The organism is Noviherbaspirillum agri (assembly GCF_054780595.1).
The window spans coordinates 202223-220092 of the sequence record NZ_BAAGWA010000003.1; the positions used below are offsets into that span (position 1 = coordinate 202223).

A 17870-nucleotide genomic window follows, 5' to 3' on the forward strand; every position below is an offset into this window, starting at 1 on the left:
AATATCGTGTTTTCGAATATGAGAATCGGAGTACGTCTCGGTGTGGGTGCGGCAATCCTGACAGGCCTGCTGGTTGCTGTGGGCAGCGTCGCCATCACGCAGATCAGGAACATCAACGCCATCGTCGAAAAGGTGCTGACCGAAGACTGGGTCAAGGTCAAGCTGGCGAATCAGATTGTAGACACCGTCAACGCCGACCTGCGCGGCGTGCTGGCTCTCGCCCAAACGACTGAAAAGGCCAAGATCGAAACGCTGCAGGCAGCCATGGTCGAGCAGTCACGCAAGCTTAACCAGTACTACGCCGAACTGGAAAAACTGATCGCCAGCGACAAGGGAAAGGCGCTCTATGCAGGGATACAGGAGGCACGCACGCCTTATGTCGCAGCGAGAAAGAGTGCCGGTGAACTGGCGCTTGCCGGCAAGCGCGACGAAACCCTGACTAAGCTCGTCTACGAGGTGATACCGGCGCAGGAGGAGTATGTGCGTGCCATCGACAAGCTGATCGCACACCAGTCCGAGTCGATCGAACGCGGTCGCGCGGACGTTCAGGCGATCTATGACCACGCATTCAATATCGTGCTGATGCTGACCGGCGGCGCCATGCTGTTCGCGCTGGTTGGTTCCGTGCTGCTCACACTCGGCATCACGCGCCCGCTTTCCAGCGCGGTGGAAGCCGCCCACCGCCTTGCCGGCGGCGACCTGTCGATGGACATCAAGACAACCGGCAAGGATGAAACCGGCCAGCTGTTGCATGCGATGCGGGAAATGGTTGCCAAGCTGTCGCAGGTGGTCACCGACGTCAATGGCGGCGCGCAGGCGCTCGCCAGTGCCTCCTCCGAGGTGAGCGCCACGTCGCAGTCGCTGTCCCAGGCAGCCAGCGAGCAGGCGGCCAGCGTCGAGGAGACCAGCGCCTCGATTGAGCAGATGACGGCGTCGATTGCGCAGAACACGGAGAACGCCAAGGTCACTGACGGCATGGCGAGCAAGGCAGCGCAGGAGGCCGCCGACGGCGGGGAATCGGTGAAGGCCACTGTGGCCGCGATGCAGCAGATCGCGAAGAAAATCGGCATCATCGACGACATCGCCTACCAGACCAACCTGCTGGCGCTCAATGCAGCGATCGAAGCGGCACGCGCCGGCGAGCATGGCAAGGGATTCGCCGTTGTCGCCGCCGAAGTGCGCAAGCTGGCCGAACGCAGCCAGGTGGCCGCGCAGGAAATAGGCGAAGTGGCTTCAAGCAGCGTGGAACTGGCGGAAAAGGCCGGCAAGCTGCTCGACGAGATGGTGCCGACCATCAGCAAAACGTCCGACCTGGTGCAGGAGATTGCCGCCGCATCCGCAGAACAGTCGTCCGGCGTCAGCCAGATCAATGCCGCAATGGCGCAGCTGAGCCAGACCACGCAGCAGAACGCGTCGAGCTCGGAAGAACTGGCGGCGACCGCCGAGGAAATGAGCAGCCAGGCGGAACAGCTGCAGCAGACCATGTCGTTCTTCCGCCTCGATAGCAAATCCGGTACCGGTGGCGGCGCGAGCGCCCCGCAACGGAAGCGGCCTGCCGACGCGCGCCGCCAGCCCGGCGCGCCGGGCATGTTGGCCGGGAACCTCGCTGTCGCTGCCGCTGGCGGCCAGCCCGATGAATCGCACTTCACCAAATTCTGACGGCGGTTGCCATGAATGCCATCGTCAAGAGCGAGAGCAAGGATACCGCCCCCGGGCAGGGCGGCGTCGGCCAGGCGCAATACCTCACCTTCACGCTGGGCGGCGAGGCGTTCGCCATCGGCATCCTGCACGTGAAGGAAATCATCGAGTACGCCGGCCTCACGGAAGTACCGATGATGCCCGCATGCATCAGCGGCGTGATCAACCTGCGCGGCGCGGTTGTGCCCGTCATGGACCTGTCCGCGCGCTTCGGCAAGCCGCCGACCGTCGTCACAAAGCGCACCTGCATCGTGATCGTGGAAGTGCAGGCAAACGATGAGCGACAGGACATGGGCGTCGTGGTGGATGCGGTCAATGCGGTGCTGGAAATCCCCGCATCCGACATCGAGCCGGCACCTGCCTTCGGCGCCAAGGTCCGCACCGACTTCATCGAGGGCATGGGCAAGGTGAACGGCAAGTTCGTCATCCTGCTCAATATCAATCACGTGCTGTCGCCGGACGAAGTCGGCGCCCTCGCCGGCATTGGTGTGGTTGCGGCTGCGACGATCAATGCGACCGCTGACACGGTGACAGCATAGGCTCGGTGCGGCGTCGCTAGCGTACCCGCCGCTAGCGGCACCCCATCCGTTTCGACGAGGGAGTGCCGCAACGGGCCGGCGAGCGGGGCACACTTCCGTCGCGTGTCCGTCGCCTGCCTGCTTGCCCTCAACCTTCCGAGACGGAGAACGACCGTGGGTACGATCGACATTACCGAGAAGGAATTCAGCCAGTTTCAGCGCTTCATCTACGAAGCAACAGGCATCAGCCTGGCGCCGTCGAAGAAGTCGCTTGTCACCGGCCGGCTCGCAAAGCGCCTGCAGCACTACCGGCTGGGCAGCTATGCGGAGTATTTTGCGTTGCTGGCCAGCGGCTCGGCACGCGAGGAAGTGCAGACGGCAATCGACCTGCTGACCACCAACGAAACCTACTTCTTCCGCGAGCCGCAGCATTTCGAGCTGTTGCGCGCGCATGCGCTGGAGACGCATCGCCACACCGAAACGTACCGCGTCTGGAGTGCCGCCTGCTCCACCGGCGAAGAAGCGTTCAGCATTGCGATGGTGCTGGCCGACTGCCTCGGTCATGCGCCGTGGGAGGTAATCGGCACCGATGTCAGCACACGCGTGCTGCATGCCGCCACGGCCGGCCACTACCCGATGGACCGTGCGCGCCATATGCCGCCGGACTGCCTGCACCGTTTTTGCCTGAAAGGCATCGGCGAACAGGCCGGCACGCTGCTGATCGACCGCCAGTTGCGCAACCGCGTGCGCTTCCAGCAAGCCAACCTGAATGAAGCGCTGCCGGAGCTTGGACGCTTTGACGTGATCTTCCTGCGCAACGTCATGATCTACTTCAATGAAGAGACCAAGCGCCAGGTGGTCGCGCGCGTGCTCGCCCTGCTCAAGCCCGGCGGCCATTTCTACATCGGCCATTCCGAGAGCTTGCACAATTTAAGCGATAGCGTGTCGCTGCTCGGCCCTTCCGTCTATCGCAAGCCATGAGCAAGCATGAGTGGACCATGATGCGGCACCGTATCGGCATCTACCTGCAGCCCGGCGAATATTTTGTCGGGCACGCCGGGCACTCGATCCGCACGCTGCTCGGCTCCTGCGTGTCCATCACGCTGTGGCATCCGGCAAGGCGGATCGGTGCGATGTCACATTTCCTGCTGCCCAGCCGCGGCACGCCGCCTGCCGCCACGCCGGACGGTCGGTACGGCGATGAGGCGATGCGCCTGATGCTGGACGAACTTGCGCGCCTGGACGTCGATGGGAGGGAGTGCCATGCGAAGGTGTTTGGCGGCGCCCGCATGTTCCCGGTGCAGCCGTTTGCAGGCGCGATGCATGTCGGCCGGCGCAACGGGGTGGCGGCGCGGCGGCTGCTGCAGGAGCATGGCATTGCGATCGTGTTGGAAAGCCTGTTCGGTGACGGACACCGGCAGATTGTGTTCGACGTGGACAGCGGCGATGTGTGGGCGCGCCACGCCAGGCTGCCATCGCCCAAATTGCCCGAATTGCCCGAATTTCAGGAGCGCGCATGAAGCGTATCAAAGTGATGGTGGTGGACGACTCGGCCGTGGTGCGGCAGGTGGTAACGGACCTGCTGCAGGCCGACCCGGGCATCGAGGTGCTGGGTGCCGCGTCCGACCCGCTGCTGGCGATGACGCGCATGCAGGCGCAGTGGCCGGACGTGATCGTGCTGGACATCGAGATGCCGCGCATGGACGGCATTACCTTCCTGAAGAAGATCATGAGCGAGCGGCCGACGCCGGTCGTGATCTGCTCCACGCTGGCCGAGCAGGGCGCGCGCACGTCGATGGCGGCACTCGCAGCGGGCGCCGTCTCGATCATTACCAAGCCCAGGCTCGGGTTGAAGCAGTTCCTGCAGGACTCCTGCGATGATCTTGTTGCAGCGGTGAAGGCGGCTGCCCACGCCAATGTCAGGCAGCTGGTCGTGACGGAGAAGCACACGGCGGATGCAGTCCTGCCGCCGGCAGAAGTGCATGGCGCCATGCTCCAGACCACCGAGCGCGTCGTTGCGATCGGCACGTCGACCGGCGGCACGCAGGCGCTGGAACAGGTACTAACTGCGCTGCCGCGCGTGTGCCCCGGCATGGTGATCGTGCAGCACATGCCGGAGAAGTTCACCGCCGAGTTCGCTGCACGGCTCGACAGCATCTGCCGCATCAGTGTGAAGGAAGCGAAGAACAACGACCGCGTCATTCCCGGGCAGGCGCTGATCGCGCCGGGTGGCAAGCACATGCTGCTCAGGCGCAATGGCGCGCAATACTATGCGGACGTGATCGACGGCCCGCTGGTGAACCGGCACCGGCCCTCCGTCGATGTGCTGTTTCGTTCGGTCGCCAAATGTGCGGGCGCCAACGCACTGGGCATCATCATGACCGGCATGGGCGACGACGGCGCGGCCGGCCTGCTGGAAATGCGCAAGGCCGGCGCCCGCACTGTCGCGCAGGACGAGGAAACCTGTGTCGTGTACGGCATGCCGAAGGAAGCAGTGCAGCGCGGCGCGGTAGAGAAGAGCGTGCCCCTGGGCGGCATTGCGCGCGAAATCCTGCAGCAGCTGACGGTGGCATCGGTATAGAGCGATTACAGAAAAAAAGGCCGGCATCGCAATGCCGGCCTGTCAGTTTGCGGCTCGCTAATGGCGAATGCAAACCGCAACAGATTGAGAGTGATGCACGCCGAAAAAATGTCCAGCACTCTCTTGGGGAAACTACTCGTACTTGCCGCGCGCGAGGAAGTTGAACAGCTTGTCCAGCTCGCTACGTTCCTCTTGCACCTGAAAGCTGTTGAGATACTTTTGATAAGCGTGCGGATCGGTCTTGCTGAGCGCGGCGAACTCAGCCGCGGTCATCGGCATCTGCGCGGCCGGCGCCTGCTGCGCAGTGAAGTTTTCCAGCGTGATTGCAGCGGGATCCTGTTTCACGGATGCGATGCCCACCGCGTGCAGGATGTCCGGGCTGCGCCACGCGATGGCGCAGATGGCGACGATCAGGATGAGCAGCAGGGTTTTCATGGTTGTCGTTCTCTTTGCTCTCTTTATGCAGGGCAGGTTCTGCCGATACGAGGCTGCATGACGTTATCACGCCGCCAGCGACCGCAACATCCCATGAATATGTGACAGCGGCGTGTGACCGCATCGTGTGAAAGCTGCGCGTCACCAGACCCGGTACACCTGCCCGGTCTGCAAGCCGTCCACGCTCTTCACATAGGCGGTGGCAACGCGCTGTGCCGGCACCGGCTCGAAGCCTTGAAAGTAGGGGCCATAGGCGTCCATGGACTCCTGCAGCACGGAAGGACTGACGACGTTGATACGCAGGCCGCGGGGCAGTTCGATGGCGGCGGCGCGCACGAACCCTTCGATGGCGGCATTGACGGTGGTGGCATTGACGCCAAAACGGATCGGATCGTGTGCGACGATGCCGCTGGTCAGCGTGATCGAGCCGCCGTCGTTCAGGTGCTGCTGCGCGGCCAGCGCGACATTCACCTGCCCCATCAGCTTGTGCCGCAGGCCGACGCCGAACTGCTCCGGCGTGAAGTCCGCCAACGGGCCGAAATGCACTTCGCCAGCGGCGACCACGACCGCATCCGCCCTGCCAATCCGCTCGAACATGCTGTGCACGCTCTGGATGTCGGTCATATCCAGCTGATGCTGGCCGCTGGTCTTTCCTGCACGGATGACCTCATGGCGCGCAGCCAGCTGTTGCGAAACGGCGCGCCCGATGGCGCCGCTGGCGCCGATCACGATGACTTTCATTGGATTCTCCTGTGTTGTGGATGAAAACGAGGCCGGCGCCCGCTGCCTTTCGCAGTCGCTGCACGCCAGTGCGGCAATTATCGATTTCTTCACACTGAGAATAAATGCGCTAGCATGAACAACATTTCAAACCATAGGTTAGCAATGTATGGACAGGCTGCGCAGCATGGAAGTCTTCGTAGCAGTGGTGGAAGCCGGCAATTTCACTGCCGCGTCGGAGGCATTCAACATTTCGCCCGTCATGGTCGGCAAACACATCCGCGAACTGGAAGAGCGGCTCGGCGCGCGGCTGCTTGCGCGTACGACACGGCGTCAAAGCCTGACGGAGATCGGGCGCGACTACTACGAACGCTGCCGGCAGATCCTCGCCGATATCCGGGCCGCTGAATCCGGAGCGGAGGCAATGCGCGCCGTCCCGCGCGGCACGCTGAAGGTCAGTGCGCCGGTCACCTTCGGCACACAGCGCCTGGCGCCGGCGATGGCCGACTATCTGGCCCTGCATCCGGAGGTGAGTCTGGACCTGAACCTGAACGACCGCGTGATCGATCTCGTCGAAGAAGGCTACGACGCGGCAATCCGTCTTGGCGCGCTGGACGACTCCGGCCTCGTCGCACGGCCGTTGTCCTCCTATCGCATGCTGATCTGCGCATCGCCGGAATACCTGGCGCGCGCCGGTGTGCCTGCCACGCCTCGCGATCTGGCAAAGCACCAGTGCCTGGACTTCATGCATTGGAACAAGCGCGTGCGCTGGAAGCTCGATGCATCGCACGGAGAAGCAGCCGAGCTGCCCGCCAGCCGTTTTCGTTCCAATAACGGACAGGCATTGCGCATGGCTGCGCTGCGCGGCTATGGCATCGTGATGCAGGCGGAGCTGCTGCTGGCCGAAGACGTGGCGGCGGGCAGGCTGGTACCAGTCTTGCAGGACTATGTGCCGCAGCCGCGGCCGATGCATCTGGTGTATCCGCGCGACCGGCAGCCGACGCCGAAGCTGACCACCTTCATTGATTTCATGCTGGAGCGTTTCGGCCCGGCAGCCTGCACCGACTGAATCACTACTCGCGGCGCGGCGTCCGTATGCGCACTCGCATGGCCGCTATACCGCCTGAGGCATTCGATGCCGGCTAATGCCGCAGCTCCCGTTCAAGGAACTGCGGCACCTTGGCCGCACTCAATGCCGCCACGCGCGACAGAAGGCGCGTGTCGATATCGGCAATGCCGTAGTTGCGGCGCAGGTGCTCGCCGATATGGATCAGGACCTGCGCACTGACCTCTGCATCGGCCTCGGCGCGGTGCGCATTGCCGTTGAAGCGGATGCCGAGCGCCGACGACAGCGAACCGAGCTTGTAGCTGGGCAGGCCGGGAAACAGGCGGCGCGACAGCTTGAGCGAGCACACGAGCGCCTCATGCTGCGGCATCAGGCCGAGTTCGCGCGCCTCGGCGATCAGGAATTTTTCATCGAAGCTGGCATTGTGCGCCGACAGTATGTCCTTGCCGATGAAGCGCAACAGTTCCGGCACCACGTCGGAGACGCACGGTGCGCTGTCGACCATCCGCTGCGTGATGCCGGTCAGGCTGGTGATGAAGGCCGGCACTTCCACGCCGCAGTTCACCAGCGACACGAAGCGATCGACGATGCGCCCGCCCTCGATGCGCAGCGCGGCGACTTCGGTAATGCGCGCACCGGCAGCCGGGCTCAGGCCGGTGGTTTCGAAGTCGAGCATGACGATCGGTTGCTGGTACATGGTGGAGATACTTTGCCGCGGGCCGGCGGTCGTGTGGATGGAAGTGCGGCCGATTCTACGGCAATGCACAGCCGCTGGCGATGTCTGACAAGCAAGCAGGGCTGAGCTGCCTGCGGCCATGGTGATACAAGGATTACAATCTTCCGATGCGCAATTCCTTCCGGTTTATTTTTCAGCCATCACCACTATCGCAGCCACGCTTCTCCAAAGCACGCTTTTGCTCGTTGGCCGCTCTTCTCATGGCCGGCTGCATCGCCGGGTCAGTCGCAGCCCAGGCATCGCAAAACGATGGCGACATTGCGCGTCGCGTCGCGCCCTGCATGGCGTGCCACGGCAAGGAAGGACGTGCGGCGAGCGACGGTTACTATCCGCGCATCGCTGGCAAGCCGGCCGGCTATCTGTATAACCAGCTGATCAACTTCCGTGACGGACGCCGCCGCCAATATCCATTGATGACCTATACGGTGCAGCACCTGTCGGATCCCTACCTGCTGGAGATTGCACGTTTCTTTGCAGCACAACAGTTGCCGTATCCGCCACCCCCTGCGATCGATGTTCCGGCCGCAACGCTGGAACGAGGCAGGACGCTTGCCACCAAAGGCGATGCGACGAGAAAGCTCCCCGCCTGCAATGCTTGTCATGGCGACGCGCTGACCGGTGTGGCGCCGTCGATCCCCGGTCTGCTTGGTTTGCCGCGCGACTACATCAACGCGCAATTCGGCGCTTGGCGCGAAGGTGCGCGGCGTGCTGCTGCACCGGACTGCATGGCACAGCTTGCACAAAGGATGAGCGTTGAAGACATCAGTGCCGTGTCCGCGTGGCTTGCAACCCAGCCGGTGTCGACGGGTACGCCGGCGGAACGCGCGAGCGGCAGATTGCCACTTGACTGCGGCAGCTTTCCGGTGGAAGGACAGGCACGATGAGGCGCATTGCCCTTCTCCTACTGGTCGCGCTCGTTGCAGTCGCGGCAGTGCTGCTGGCAGTACTGCTGTATATCGGCACGCGGGAAGATGAAACGGAGGCGGCCGCCAACCCCACGCCCGCAACGCCGGAGCAGGTGGCCCGCGGTGCCTATCTCGCGCGCGCGGGCAACTGCGTGGGCTGCCACACCGAGCGCGGTGGCTCTCCCTATGCGGGTGGCCGGGCGATCCGGACGCCATTCGGCGCGATCCATGCCCCCAACATCACGCCCGACAATGAAACCGGTATCGGCAGCTGGACAGCCGACGATTTCTGGCGCGCGCTCCACAATGGCAAATCGAAGGATGGCACGCTGTTGTATCCGGCTTTCCCGTACCCCAATTACACCAAGGTCACGCGCGCGGACGCGGACGCAATGTATGCCTACTTCCGCACGCTGACGCCGGTGCGGCGGCCCAACCGCGAACCGGAATTGCGCTTTCCGTTCAACCAGCGCCTGTTGCTTGCCGGCTGGCGCGCGTTGTACTTCCGCCCCGGCACCTATCAGGCGGCACCTGCACGCGACGCGGAATGGAACCGCGGCGCCTACCTCGTGCAGGGTCTGGGCCACTGCAATGCCTGCCACACACCCCGCAACGTCCTTGGTGCAACACAGGAGAAGGCGGAATTCAGCGGAGCGATGATGCCGATGCTGGGCTGGCATGCCGCCGCGCTGACCGGAGAGGCGCAGACCGGGCTCGGCCAGTGGACGGTGCAGGACCTCTCCGCGCTGCTCGGCACCGGCATATCGCCGCGCGGCGCGGCGTCCGGGCCGATGGCAGAAGTGGTACGCAAGAGCCTGCAACATCTTTCCGGGGAAGACCTCCGCGCGATGGCGGTTTACCTGAAGTCGCTGCCTGGTAGTGCGGCAAGATCCGGCCAGGCTGCACTGCAGCCGGAAGACGATAAAACCCTCAAGCTCGGCGCCGCGCTGTACGAGGAACACTGCACCGACTGCCACAAGGCCGCCGGCGAAGGCGTGCCGCCTCACTACCCCGCACTTGCCGGCAACCGCGCCGTCGTGCTCGAAACGCCGGCAAATGCCATCCGGGCACTGCTGCACGGCGGCTATCCGCCCAGCACGCGAGGCAATCCTCGGCCGTACGGCATGCCGCCTTTCGGTCCGACACTTAATGACCAGGAAGCTGCCGCGGTGCTCTCCTACATTCGTAATGCGTGGGGCAACCGTGCGCCCATGGTCAGTGCCGATCAGGTAAATCGGCACCGTACGGTGCACGTGGACTAGCATCACCTTTATTGTTATTAATGCAATTCCGTGGTGAAATAACGTTATTTAAAAGACAACGTCATTTCCCCTCATGATCGACATCCTGTCCGGCGCGGCAAGCGAACTGCGCGCCTGCCTGGCGCAATTCACGCAGGACACGCGCCTGCTGCGCCTTGTCACCTCGCTCGGCAGCGACCGCCTGCTGGTCGAACATATCGACGGCCGCGAAAGCCTGAGCGAAACCTATCGCTTCCATGTCACCGTGCTGTGCACCGACGCCCGGCTGAACCTGCAGCCGCTCCTCGGCCAGCCGGCGCTGCTGCAGATGCTGACGCAACACAGCCGCACCGATCTTCGCCCCATCCATGGCCACATCAGTGTTGTCGAACAGCTCGGCTCCGACGGCGGTTTTTCCCGCTGTCGCCTGACGATCGAACCCTGGCTCGCCTTCCTGCGCCACCGGCGCGATTGCTACGTGTGGCAGGGCAAGAGCGTCCTCGACATCGCTGCCGAAATCTTCAGCGACTACCAGGGCAACGGCAAGCTCGCTCCAGCGTGGCGCCTCGCGCTGGCCGACGAAAGTATCTACAAGCCGCGCGACGTGTGTACGCAATTCGAGGAAAGCGACCTCGCCTTCATCGAGCGCCTCTTTGCCGAGGAAGGCTTGTTCTACTGGTTTGAACACCAAGTAGACACCACCAGTGACGGCTTCGGCTGCCACACCCTCGTGATCGCCGACCACAACGGCGCCTTCACACCGAACCAACAGTCCAGCATCCGCTACCACCGCGCCAGCGCCGTCGAAAAAAGCGACAGCATTACCGCCTGGCACGCGCAACGACGGCTCGCCACCAATGCCGTCACGCTCGGCAGCTGGAATCCATCCCAGGTTTCGTTCATCAATACGGCGGTCCAATCCGCGCACAATAACGGCGACGTGCCGCTGCTGCAGTCCATCGACCATCCCGGTGCACACCGCTTCGCCACACAGGAAGATGCCGAACGCAATGCGCGCCGCCGACTGGAAGCGCTCGAGGCGCGCAACAAGACCTACACGGGCGCCAGCACCGTCCGCACGCTCATGCCCGGCACCACCTTCGTCCTCACCGGCCACGCCGTGCATGATGCCGACAGGAGCCGGGATGGCGATGCAGCAGCCACCTTCGCCGTCACCAGCGTGCACCACCGCGGACGCAACAACCTCAGCGCGCAGGCCCGCACACTGCTGCACAAGGTGTTTGCCAACACCATCCGTGCAGCGCAAGACGACGCTGACGAGCCGTTGTACAACAACCATTTCGGTGCCCTGCGTGCCGACATCCCATGGCGCCCGCTTACCGAAGACAGCCACGGCGCGCTGCTGCATCCGAAGCCGACCGTCACCGGCATCCACACCGCCATCGTAGTCGGCACGCCGGGACAGGACATCTCCACGGAACGGGACCACCGCATCAAGGTGCAGATGCACTGGCAGCGCGGTGCGCAAAGCCAGAGCCGGCTCGCACACCCGCAGGGCGGCGACAACGCACCCGGCAACGACGGCGCCTACATCTGGGTGCGCGTTGCAGAAGCCGCAGCCGGCCCCAACTTCGGCAGCAGCTTCCTTCCGCGCATCGGCCAGGAAGTCATCCTCGATTACCTCGAAGGCGACATCGATCGCCCCATCGTCACCGGCAGCCTGTACAACGGCAAGGGCATGCAAGACGCGCAAGGCAACGAAGCCGCACAAGGAGCCGGCCCGGCCACAGGAAACGCGCCTGCATGGTTCGCGGGCACCAGCGGCGACCACGCGCACAACGCCATCCTCTCCGGCTTCAAGACCCAGGAAATCGGCCATAGCCGTGACGGCCAGGGCGGCTACAACGCCCTCATCTTCGACGACAGCACCGGCCAGGTCGGTACGCGCCTGCAGACCACGCAACACAAGACCCAGCTGAACCTCGGCCACATCAAACGCCAGCGCGACAACGAACGCAAACAAAGCCACGGCCACGGTGCAGAACTGACCACTGAAGCATTCGGCGCCATCCGCGCAGGAAAGGGCCTGCTCATCAGCGCCGACGCGCGCCCCAACGCCAGCAGCACACATATGGACGTCAAGGAAGCGCAGGGTCAGTTGAAGCAAGCGCGCGAACTACAAACAAATCTCGCCAGCACGGCACAAAAACACAACGCCTTCATCGGCAAGACCCTCGACAAGGAGCAGCACGAACGCCCCGAGAAAACCCTCGACCAATTGCTCGAATCACTTGACCAACACACCGAAGGCACAGGCACACCGGAAGGTGGCGGTGCCGGATCAGCCCCTGCCTTCGGCCGCCCCGACCTCGTCATCAGCGCCCCCGCCGGCACTGCCCTGCTGACACCGGAGGACACCCACATCGCAGCGAATACGATCACCGCCACCGCCGGCATCGACATCAGCGCCACGGTCGGCAACAACCTCGTTGCCGTCGTCAAGGACGGCATCAGCCTGTTCACCTACGGCGATGCAAAAGCCAAGCGCAAGGAGCATGGGGACAAGGGAATCAAGCTGCATGCGGCACAGGGGAAGGTCGATATTCAGGCGCAGAGCGCGGAGCTCAAGGCGGCGGCTGACAAGGATGTGAACATCAGCAGCACGCAGGCCAAGGTCGACGTCGCCGCGAAGGAACATGTCTTGCTCACGGCCGGTGGTGCGTACGTGAAAATCAGCGGCGGAAGTATCGAGATCCATGCGCCGGGCAAGGTGGAGTTCAAGGCGGCGATGAAGGATTTGAGTGGTCCGGCCAGTATCTCGCATGCGCTGGCGAAACTGCCGAAAGGGCAGCTTGCAGAGTGCCCCAGCCTGCAGCAGTCAGCCGGCGCAGGCGGCGCGAGTGCAATCTGAGGAACGTGATGCAGCAACGAACATCTGAAAAACATCCGCGTTCCCTGGCCTGTATAGAGCCATTGCGCGCGGAACTTGACCCTATTACGCCGATATTTGTGCTTGTCGATCCCATGCTCGGCGAACCTTTGCCGATTGACGGCATGGATGCCGCCGGAATGGATCTGCAATTTCAACTCGAAGCGCTATGGCAACGATCGGTCACTCGCATCGAGCTGCACAAGAACGTTCCGCTCCCTCCAAGTAAACACCCATATCTGGTTGAACTGCAGGGCATCTCTGATCCCTGGCTGGAAGAAACCCTGGTTATGGCCCACGCTGAACGTGCGGCCATGCTGGTCGATGGCCTGAATGGTGAAGGAGGAGCGGCGCATCGTATTGGCGGCTGGCTGCAAAGCAGTATGCAATTGCCTCAGTTGGCTGCGACCTTATCCGCGCTATGTTTGGTAAACACCGAAGCCAGAACGTCCGCAACCTACCTGCGATTGGTTGATCGACGTGTGCTGGCGCTGCTGCGACACGTCGTCGGAGATGATCGTGTCGCTGGCCAGTTCGGCAGACTGCAACGTTGGGTCTATCTCGATATGCAAGGTCAGCTCGCTACAGTACAAAGTGCACACGAGCAAGCCACAACGCTCCAGCTCAATCGGGATGAATGGAGACACATGGAGCAAGGTGAAGCCTTGCATCGTGTCATCGCACAATGGCTCGGCGAAGCCGCGAAAGCAGGGGAGTCCGGTCACTACCATGATTCTGCACAGCAGTTATATGCGCCGGCTCGAAAGGCTGTCGAGGCTGCAAAGAAGGCGGCTGTTCAATGGCCACATCGGTTTACCCACCCGCTCGACGAAGTCACCTGGGCCACCTTAACACTTCTGAATCCACTGCTGGACTCGAACGAAACAGTGCATGCGTTGCTGGCGCAAAGCGGCACGGTAGACGACCCGCCTGAACCTGTACGTTATCTACATAGCGAAATCTCCAGCGCCGCTGCACTCGGCCAGAGGGGCCAAATCGCCTAATGCGACCTGTAACGGTGTCTTGCCTCAATCGACACGTTGATTTTCCGAGAAATGAATGACAAACGCTAAGAAGAACTGCGACACCTGCAACAAGAGTTCGCTGTCATTGCTGCTGCTGCGCCCAAGCCCGATTGCCAAGAGCGGTGCATTAATGCCGCCGGGCGCTGCCTCAGTGACAAGCGACGATGCAGTAACCGTGGGATTGCTGCCAAAGCGTGTTCCCACAGAATCGCGATTTGCGCTGCGCCTGCTGCGTGCCGGTTACGTACATGTCTACATCCCGAATCCGCCACCGGGCATGAGGCACTGGCTCGTATATCGCGTAACTGACCAAGCTGATCTGGTCCCGGAGAGCACCGAATGGTTCAAGCAACAAGTCAATGTTACTTGTTCGACCAGCAACCACAATCCGGTTGGCATGAAGCTGCTCGACATCCCGCAGGCACACAAAATCAGCGAGATCTGGATTGCCTATAGTGCGAACCTTTGGAGCGACACCTTACGCGGAAAGAACAGGGCCAATCCCAAGGTCATGCAGAAAATCCGGCTCGCAGGCGGTTCGCCGAACACGTTTCAACCCACTGCTGCCAATCTAAAAAGCAAAGTGCTCGAATGTGCACTTTCCAAGCTCAGCATCAATGCCGCCACCGACCACGACTTTGCATTCAATAGCATGGCTCAGCAGGTGGACAAGCTAGCTGAGAACATGGTCCGCGCTGCCGCCTGCCATCCCAAGACCAAGGGCAAGGAACTGGCGGTCGTGCTGGGCGATCCGGTAGGCATTGCCACGGAATTGAACGAATTGCGTCTGCGTCGGCAAGAGCTGGCCAAGCAGGAAATCGAAAAGCCCGAGCATGCACATCCGCTCAACAGTTCCAATGCGCTGATGGGGTTAAAGCAGACCCTTCTCGATGAAAACCTCGCCGCCAGCTTCGAGCAAGTCAGCCCGCTACGTACGAAAACAGCGTTCGATCAATCAAAGGACTTACCAGCTGGAACCGAATGGCAACCTCTCTCCGCCGAGCAACGACAGGCGCTCATTAAATCAGCATCGAGCGACAACTGGCTCATCGCCGCATTGAAAAGCCCCTATAAAACCACCTTCGAGCAAGAGAACATCGGCCGTGTCATCTACCCGGACCATGAAGCACGTGCGGCGGCCTGGGCGCGGACGCAGACCGAAAAGACATGGAGTCAGTTCACTGGAAAGTACGACGAAGCCAAACGGAAAGAGTGGGTCGGGAGCTTTGAAGCACGCATGAAGAGCCAGCACTATGATCCCTTAACCAAGTATGAAGCTGATTGGATGGGAGCATTGGCTGATGAGCGCACGCTTGCCTACTTCAAAGATCACTTCGACTCTGCAGATCCGAATACCCGAACGAAGCATCACAGCCCAGGCACTGTATATGCAGCGGAAGTCCATCGGGCCTACACGCCCGCCCCGCAGACGCAGGGTGAAGTACTCGATCAATACTTGGCGATGTTCAAGGAATCCATTGCTGACGAAAAGGCTGTGGTATTGCGCGCGCTGGTAGCAAACCAGCAGTGGGCGATCGATCAGATCGCGTCCGAGATCGACAGCAACAAGCGCGACAAACTCTATGATTTCATGAAAGGCTTGGTGTCCGGTGCTGAAGGAACAGCACAAGGCACCATGAAGGCCAAGTACAGTTGGCTCGGTGATGTGGTCGGCGGCTATTCGGTAGGTTTGTGGGGTAGTGCAGTTGCAGCGCTAAGCTCGGCGATGGCGCGTTCGCCGCAATCTGTGCAAGGATGGAACTGGCTACTCAACCGCCTTCAAGGGCTGGCGATGGTCCGCCAGGCGATCGATCTGGCACTGCAAGCCACGCTGCAGGGCGGCAGCTTCAAGGTGCCGGTACTGGTTAAAGTACGGCTACCCATTGACGAAGCGATGCAATTGCTGAGAGACCGCGCCGGGCAAGACCTGGGAGTGACGCGCTCGCGTCTCAAGCGGCTCAAAAAAAATCAGGGCACAATAGAACTGAGTCTGCTCACAGACAACCGCACGATCGAACAGGCAAGGGGGCAACTCCCTGCCTTGATCCAGGACCGGAACACGCCGGTACAAATGGGGGCGGCAGCGCGTAATCACGCTACACACTCTGTGCATGCGCTGAGTGGAACCATCGTGTTAAATGCGGAGGAATTCACCCGGCTCTATCACCAACAGGCCAAGCTGACATCATCGGCAGCCAAAGCGCTTAAAGACAGCATGGATGACGTTCGATCCGTGGTCAAAGGCCTGGATGGACGCCTGGCTATTGGGAGCGTGATCATTCAGTGCCTCGGCTTGCTAAGCAACTACAGCAATCTCAGCAGCAAAGATCTCAAGGAAGTACGCGATGCCTGGTACGGCGTGAGTGACAGCGCTGCAGGTATGATTGGCGGCCTGATGGAAATGTGGGTGGTGGTCTATACGTCGAGACTGAACGCGACTGTGGGGACCGAGGCGGCAAAGCAAAGCACCAAACTAATGGCCTTGCGGGGAGCAGCGTTTATTACGGGAGTCGTCGGCGGGGTAGTTAATGCTGCGCACGCGTTTGTAAAAGCCGATGACATGGATTCACAAGGAAACAGGGAAGCAGCAAAACTTCTTCGTCTCTCAGGCTGGGCTTTTTCTGGCACCGCTCTTACTGCTATAGCAGGTCTTTCGGGAACCACTGCAGAGTGGATCGTTGCCCGGCAAATCGGCAGCTTGGTCGTTCAACGAACCGCTGCCGGAGTAGCTGCACGCATGGCAGCGCCCATGCTAGGCCTTACACTTACGGGGTGGGGCATCGTACTACTTGGCGCCGGCATTGTTTTCCAGGTGGGCGCCGTGATTCTCATGCCCACCCCCATGCAAAAATGGGCCAGTCGGAGCTACTTCGGTACGGGCAGCGACAAATTCCCGAGGGGAGATTGGAAAGCGGAATATGAAGCTCTTCGAAAAGCCGTCAAAGAGTCCACGGAAGGTGCCGAATGACAATTAACGATAAGCTCAATCGCCCAATTGCGCGATTCGGCAAGAATCAGCGCGCCCATACCTTTGCGAAAACGTTCGGGTGGGTCAGATCAGTCTATCCCAATGCAATCGAGTATACGGTTGGCCCCCAAGGATTGCGCGGGCTTGTTTTAGTCATCTCAATGATCGGAGCACTCATCGCTTTTGGCTTTGGGACTTGGCGAATGATCGTCGATGTTCCAAGATTCTCGGGCGATTTCCTCGACGCCATAATGCTACCCCTGCCGTTTATTTTTGTTGGGTTAGGGTTCTATTTTGTTTTGAAAGGAATCCGCCTGGATCTCTTTCGTCCTATTGACGAGCCTACGATTTTCGATCGAAAGAACCGCAAGGTCTATCGCGTACTGCGCGATGTGCATCCGGGCTTGCGCGGACTGTTCCGGCGCTGGCCCTTACGCTATGCCTGTTACGACTGGGACCTGATCGATGCCCAGCACGAAGCAAAAGTCATCACTACCGGCTCTACCGTGTCGCGCTACCATGCGCTGGTCTTTTTAGTCCGGCAGGCGCCGAACAATCCAAATTACATGGACTACTTCACGATCGGCAATAGCCTAGTCCTGGGTGAAACGAACGTCGCACCGGTGTGGGAGCATATCCGCCGCTTCATGGAAGAAAACGGCCCGCACCTTCCGCCGGGTGACGTGTTGGCCGACGCGGATGTTCCGCACACTTGGTGGCAAAGCATGCGCGCGGTGTTCCCGGCATCCAAAGGCGATACCTTCTGGGGTTGGCTCAAACAGGAGCTGCCGTTTGCCCTGCTATTGCTCGCCTTGTTCCCGTTGACTGTTCCAATGTTTATATTGTGGGGCACGGGCAACTGGCTCAGCCACAAGACCGCCACACCGATCCGCTGGCCAGACGAAGTTCGGCAAGCAGTCGGTCCTGTGCAGAATGAACCTTGATAGTTCTATTGCCCTGTCCGAAAGGCCATCAAGGCAGGCACGGCGGGTAAGGCACGGAAGCTACAAAGAAGCTCGACTTAATAAGAAGCATTGGAAGCGCTGCATTATGTAGTGCCAGCATATTGCGTAGAATCCTCGGGCTC

General features: G+C 61.3%; 15 protein-coding genes. 12 read left to right on the top strand and 3 right to left on the bottom strand.

Features of this window, described 5'->3' with window-relative positions; genetic code table 11:
- The first annotated feature begins 18 nt into the window (after positions 1–18).
- The 5 genes from ACYVIA_RS06500 (at position 19) to ACYVIA_RS06520 (ending at position 4797) form a co-directional block, all read left to right on the top strand.
- Positions 19–1659, top strand: coding sequence for a methyl-accepting chemotaxis protein (locus ACYVIA_RS06500; RefSeq protein WP_460839096.1), 1641 nt, complete (start codon positions 19–21; stop codon positions 1657–1659).
- A gap of 11 nt (positions 1660–1670) precedes the next feature.
- Entirely contained in the window at positions 1671–2237 is a 567-nt protein-coding gene (locus ACYVIA_RS06505) for a chemotaxis protein CheW (protein WP_460839098.1), read from the top strand.
- A 153-nt stretch (positions 2238–2390) separates the two neighbouring features.
- Complete coding sequence (locus tag ACYVIA_RS06510) at positions 2391–3197, top strand: CheR family methyltransferase (RefSeq protein ID WP_460839100.1); 807 nt, start codon at positions 2391–2393, stop codon at positions 3195–3197.
- The gene (locus ACYVIA_RS06515) at positions 3194–3736 is read left to right on the top strand and encodes a chemotaxis protein CheD (RefSeq protein WP_460839102.1); all 543 of its coding nucleotides are present in this window, start codon (positions 3194–3196) and stop codon (positions 3734–3736) included. The genes ACYVIA_RS06510 and ACYVIA_RS06515 overlap by 4 nt, the downstream gene beginning before the upstream one ends.
- Complete coding sequence (locus ACYVIA_RS06520) at positions 3733–4797, top strand: protein-glutamate methylesterase/protein-glutamine glutaminase (protein ID WP_460839104.1); 1065 nt, start codon at positions 3733–3735, stop codon at positions 4795–4797. Before ACYVIA_RS06515 ends, ACYVIA_RS06520 begins: the two co-directional genes overlap by 4 nt.
- 132 nt (positions 4798–4929) lie before the next feature.
- Here the strand turns inward: ACYVIA_RS06520 and ACYVIA_RS06525 are convergent, their stop codons facing one another.
- On the bottom strand, positions 4930–5232 hold the full coding sequence (locus ACYVIA_RS06525) for a hypothetical protein (RefSeq protein WP_460839106.1): 303 nt from the start codon (positions 5230–5232) through the stop codon (positions 4930–4932).
- Positions 5233–5373: 141 nt separating this feature from the next.
- Entirely contained in the window at positions 5374–5973 is a 600-nt protein-coding gene (locus ACYVIA_RS06530; RefSeq protein ID WP_460839108.1) for a short chain dehydrogenase, read from the bottom strand.
- Positions 5974–6121: 148 nt separating this feature from the next.
- Between ACYVIA_RS06530 and ACYVIA_RS06535 the strand changes: the two genes are divergently transcribed.
- The gene (locus tag ACYVIA_RS06535; protein WP_460839110.1) at positions 6122–7021 is read left to right on the top strand and encodes a LysR family transcriptional regulator; all 900 of its coding nucleotides are present in this window, start codon (positions 6122–6124) and stop codon (positions 7019–7021) included.
- Between the two features lie 73 nt (positions 7022–7094).
- Here the strand turns inward: ACYVIA_RS06535 and ACYVIA_RS06540 are convergent, their stop codons facing one another.
- Complete coding sequence (locus ACYVIA_RS06540; protein ID WP_460839113.1) at positions 7095–7715, bottom strand: 3'-5' exonuclease; 621 nt, start codon at positions 7713–7715, stop codon at positions 7095–7097.
- Between the two features lie 224 nt (positions 7716–7939).
- Here ACYVIA_RS06540 and ACYVIA_RS06545 point away from each other — a divergent pair, with 224 nt between their 5' ends.
- The 6 genes from ACYVIA_RS06545 to ACYVIA_RS06570 all read left to right on the top strand — a co-directional run bounded on the left by ACYVIA_RS06545 (position 7940) and on the right by ACYVIA_RS06570 (position 17727).
- On the top strand, positions 7940–8638 hold the full coding sequence (locus tag ACYVIA_RS06545; protein WP_460839115.1) for a c-type cytochrome: 699 nt from the start codon (positions 7940–7942) through the stop codon (positions 8636–8638).
- Positions 8635–9921, top strand: a complete 1287-nt coding sequence (locus tag ACYVIA_RS06550) for a cytochrome c (RefSeq protein ID WP_460839116.1) — start codon at positions 8635–8637, stop codon at positions 9919–9921. Before ACYVIA_RS06545 ends, ACYVIA_RS06550 begins: the two co-directional genes overlap by 4 nt.
- A gap of 73 nt (positions 9922–9994) precedes the next feature.
- Positions 9995–12772: a type VI secretion system Vgr family protein gene (locus ACYVIA_RS06555; protein WP_460839118.1), complete on the top strand. Its 2778-nt coding sequence runs from the start codon at positions 9995–9997 to the stop codon at positions 12770–12772.
- Positions 12773–12780: 8 nt separating this feature from the next.
- A complete protein-coding gene (locus ACYVIA_RS06560) occupies positions 12781–13794 on the top strand; it encodes a hypothetical protein (protein ID WP_460839119.1) in 1014 nt (337 codons plus the stop codon).
- Between the two features lie 55 nt (positions 13795–13849).
- Positions 13850–16783 carry a T6SS effector BTH_I2691 family protein gene (locus tag ACYVIA_RS06565; RefSeq protein ID WP_460839122.1) on the top strand — a complete coding sequence of 978 codons (2934 nt, stop codon included), beginning with the start codon at positions 13850–13852 and terminating at the stop codon, positions 16781–16783.
- The gene (locus tag ACYVIA_RS06570) at positions 16780–17727 is read left to right on the top strand and encodes a DUF6708 domain-containing protein (protein ID WP_460839124.1); all 948 of its coding nucleotides are present in this window, start codon (positions 16780–16782) and stop codon (positions 17725–17727) included. Before ACYVIA_RS06565 ends, ACYVIA_RS06570 begins: the two co-directional genes overlap by 4 nt.
- The last annotated feature ends 143 nt before the right edge of the window (positions 17728–17870 follow it).

Excerpts from the sequence above, each read along its gene's own strand:
- ACYVIA_RS06525 (WP_460839106.1), bottom strand. The coding sequence starts at position 5,232 with ATGAAAACCCTGCTGCTCATCCTGATCGTCGCCATCTGCGCCATCGCG.
- ACYVIA_RS06505 (WP_460839098.1), top strand. The coding sequence starts at position 1,671 with ATGAATGCCATCGTCAAGAGCGAGAGCAAGGATACCGCCCCCGGGCAG.
- ACYVIA_RS06530 (WP_460839108.1), bottom strand. The coding sequence starts at position 5,973 with ATGAAAGTCATCGTGATCGGCGCCAGCGGCGCCATCGGGCGCGCCGTT.
- ACYVIA_RS06540 (WP_460839113.1), bottom strand. The coding sequence starts at position 7,715 with ATGTACCAGCAACCGATCGTCATGCTCGACTTCGAAACCACCGGCCTG.
- ACYVIA_RS06515 (WP_460839102.1), top strand. The coding sequence starts at position 3,194 with ATGAGCAAGCATGAGTGGACCATGATGCGGCACCGTATCGGCATCTAC.
- ACYVIA_RS06570 (WP_460839124.1), top strand. The coding sequence starts at position 16,780 with ATGACAATTAACGATAAGCTCAATCGCCCAATTGCGCGATTCGGCAAG.
- ACYVIA_RS06520 (WP_460839104.1), top strand. The coding sequence starts at position 3,733 with ATGAAGCGTATCAAAGTGATGGTGGTGGACGACTCGGCCGTGGTGCGG.
- ACYVIA_RS06560 (WP_460839119.1), top strand. The coding sequence starts at position 12,781 with ATGCAGCAACGAACATCTGAAAAACATCCGCGTTCCCTGGCCTGTATA.
- ACYVIA_RS06500 (WP_460839096.1), top strand. The coding sequence starts at position 19 with ATGAGAATCGGAGTACGTCTCGGTGTGGGTGCGGCAATCCTGACAGGC.
- ACYVIA_RS06535 (WP_460839110.1), top strand. The coding sequence starts at position 6,122 with ATGGACAGGCTGCGCAGCATGGAAGTCTTCGTAGCAGTGGTGGAAGCC.
- ACYVIA_RS06555 (WP_460839118.1), top strand. The coding sequence starts at position 9,995 with ATGATCGACATCCTGTCCGGCGCGGCAAGCGAACTGCGCGCCTGCCTG.
- ACYVIA_RS06565 (WP_460839122.1), top strand. The coding sequence starts at position 13,850 with ATGACAAACGCTAAGAAGAACTGCGACACCTGCAACAAGAGTTCGCTG.
- ACYVIA_RS06550 (WP_460839116.1), top strand. The coding sequence starts at position 8,635 with ATGAGGCGCATTGCCCTTCTCCTACTGGTCGCGCTCGTTGCAGTCGCG.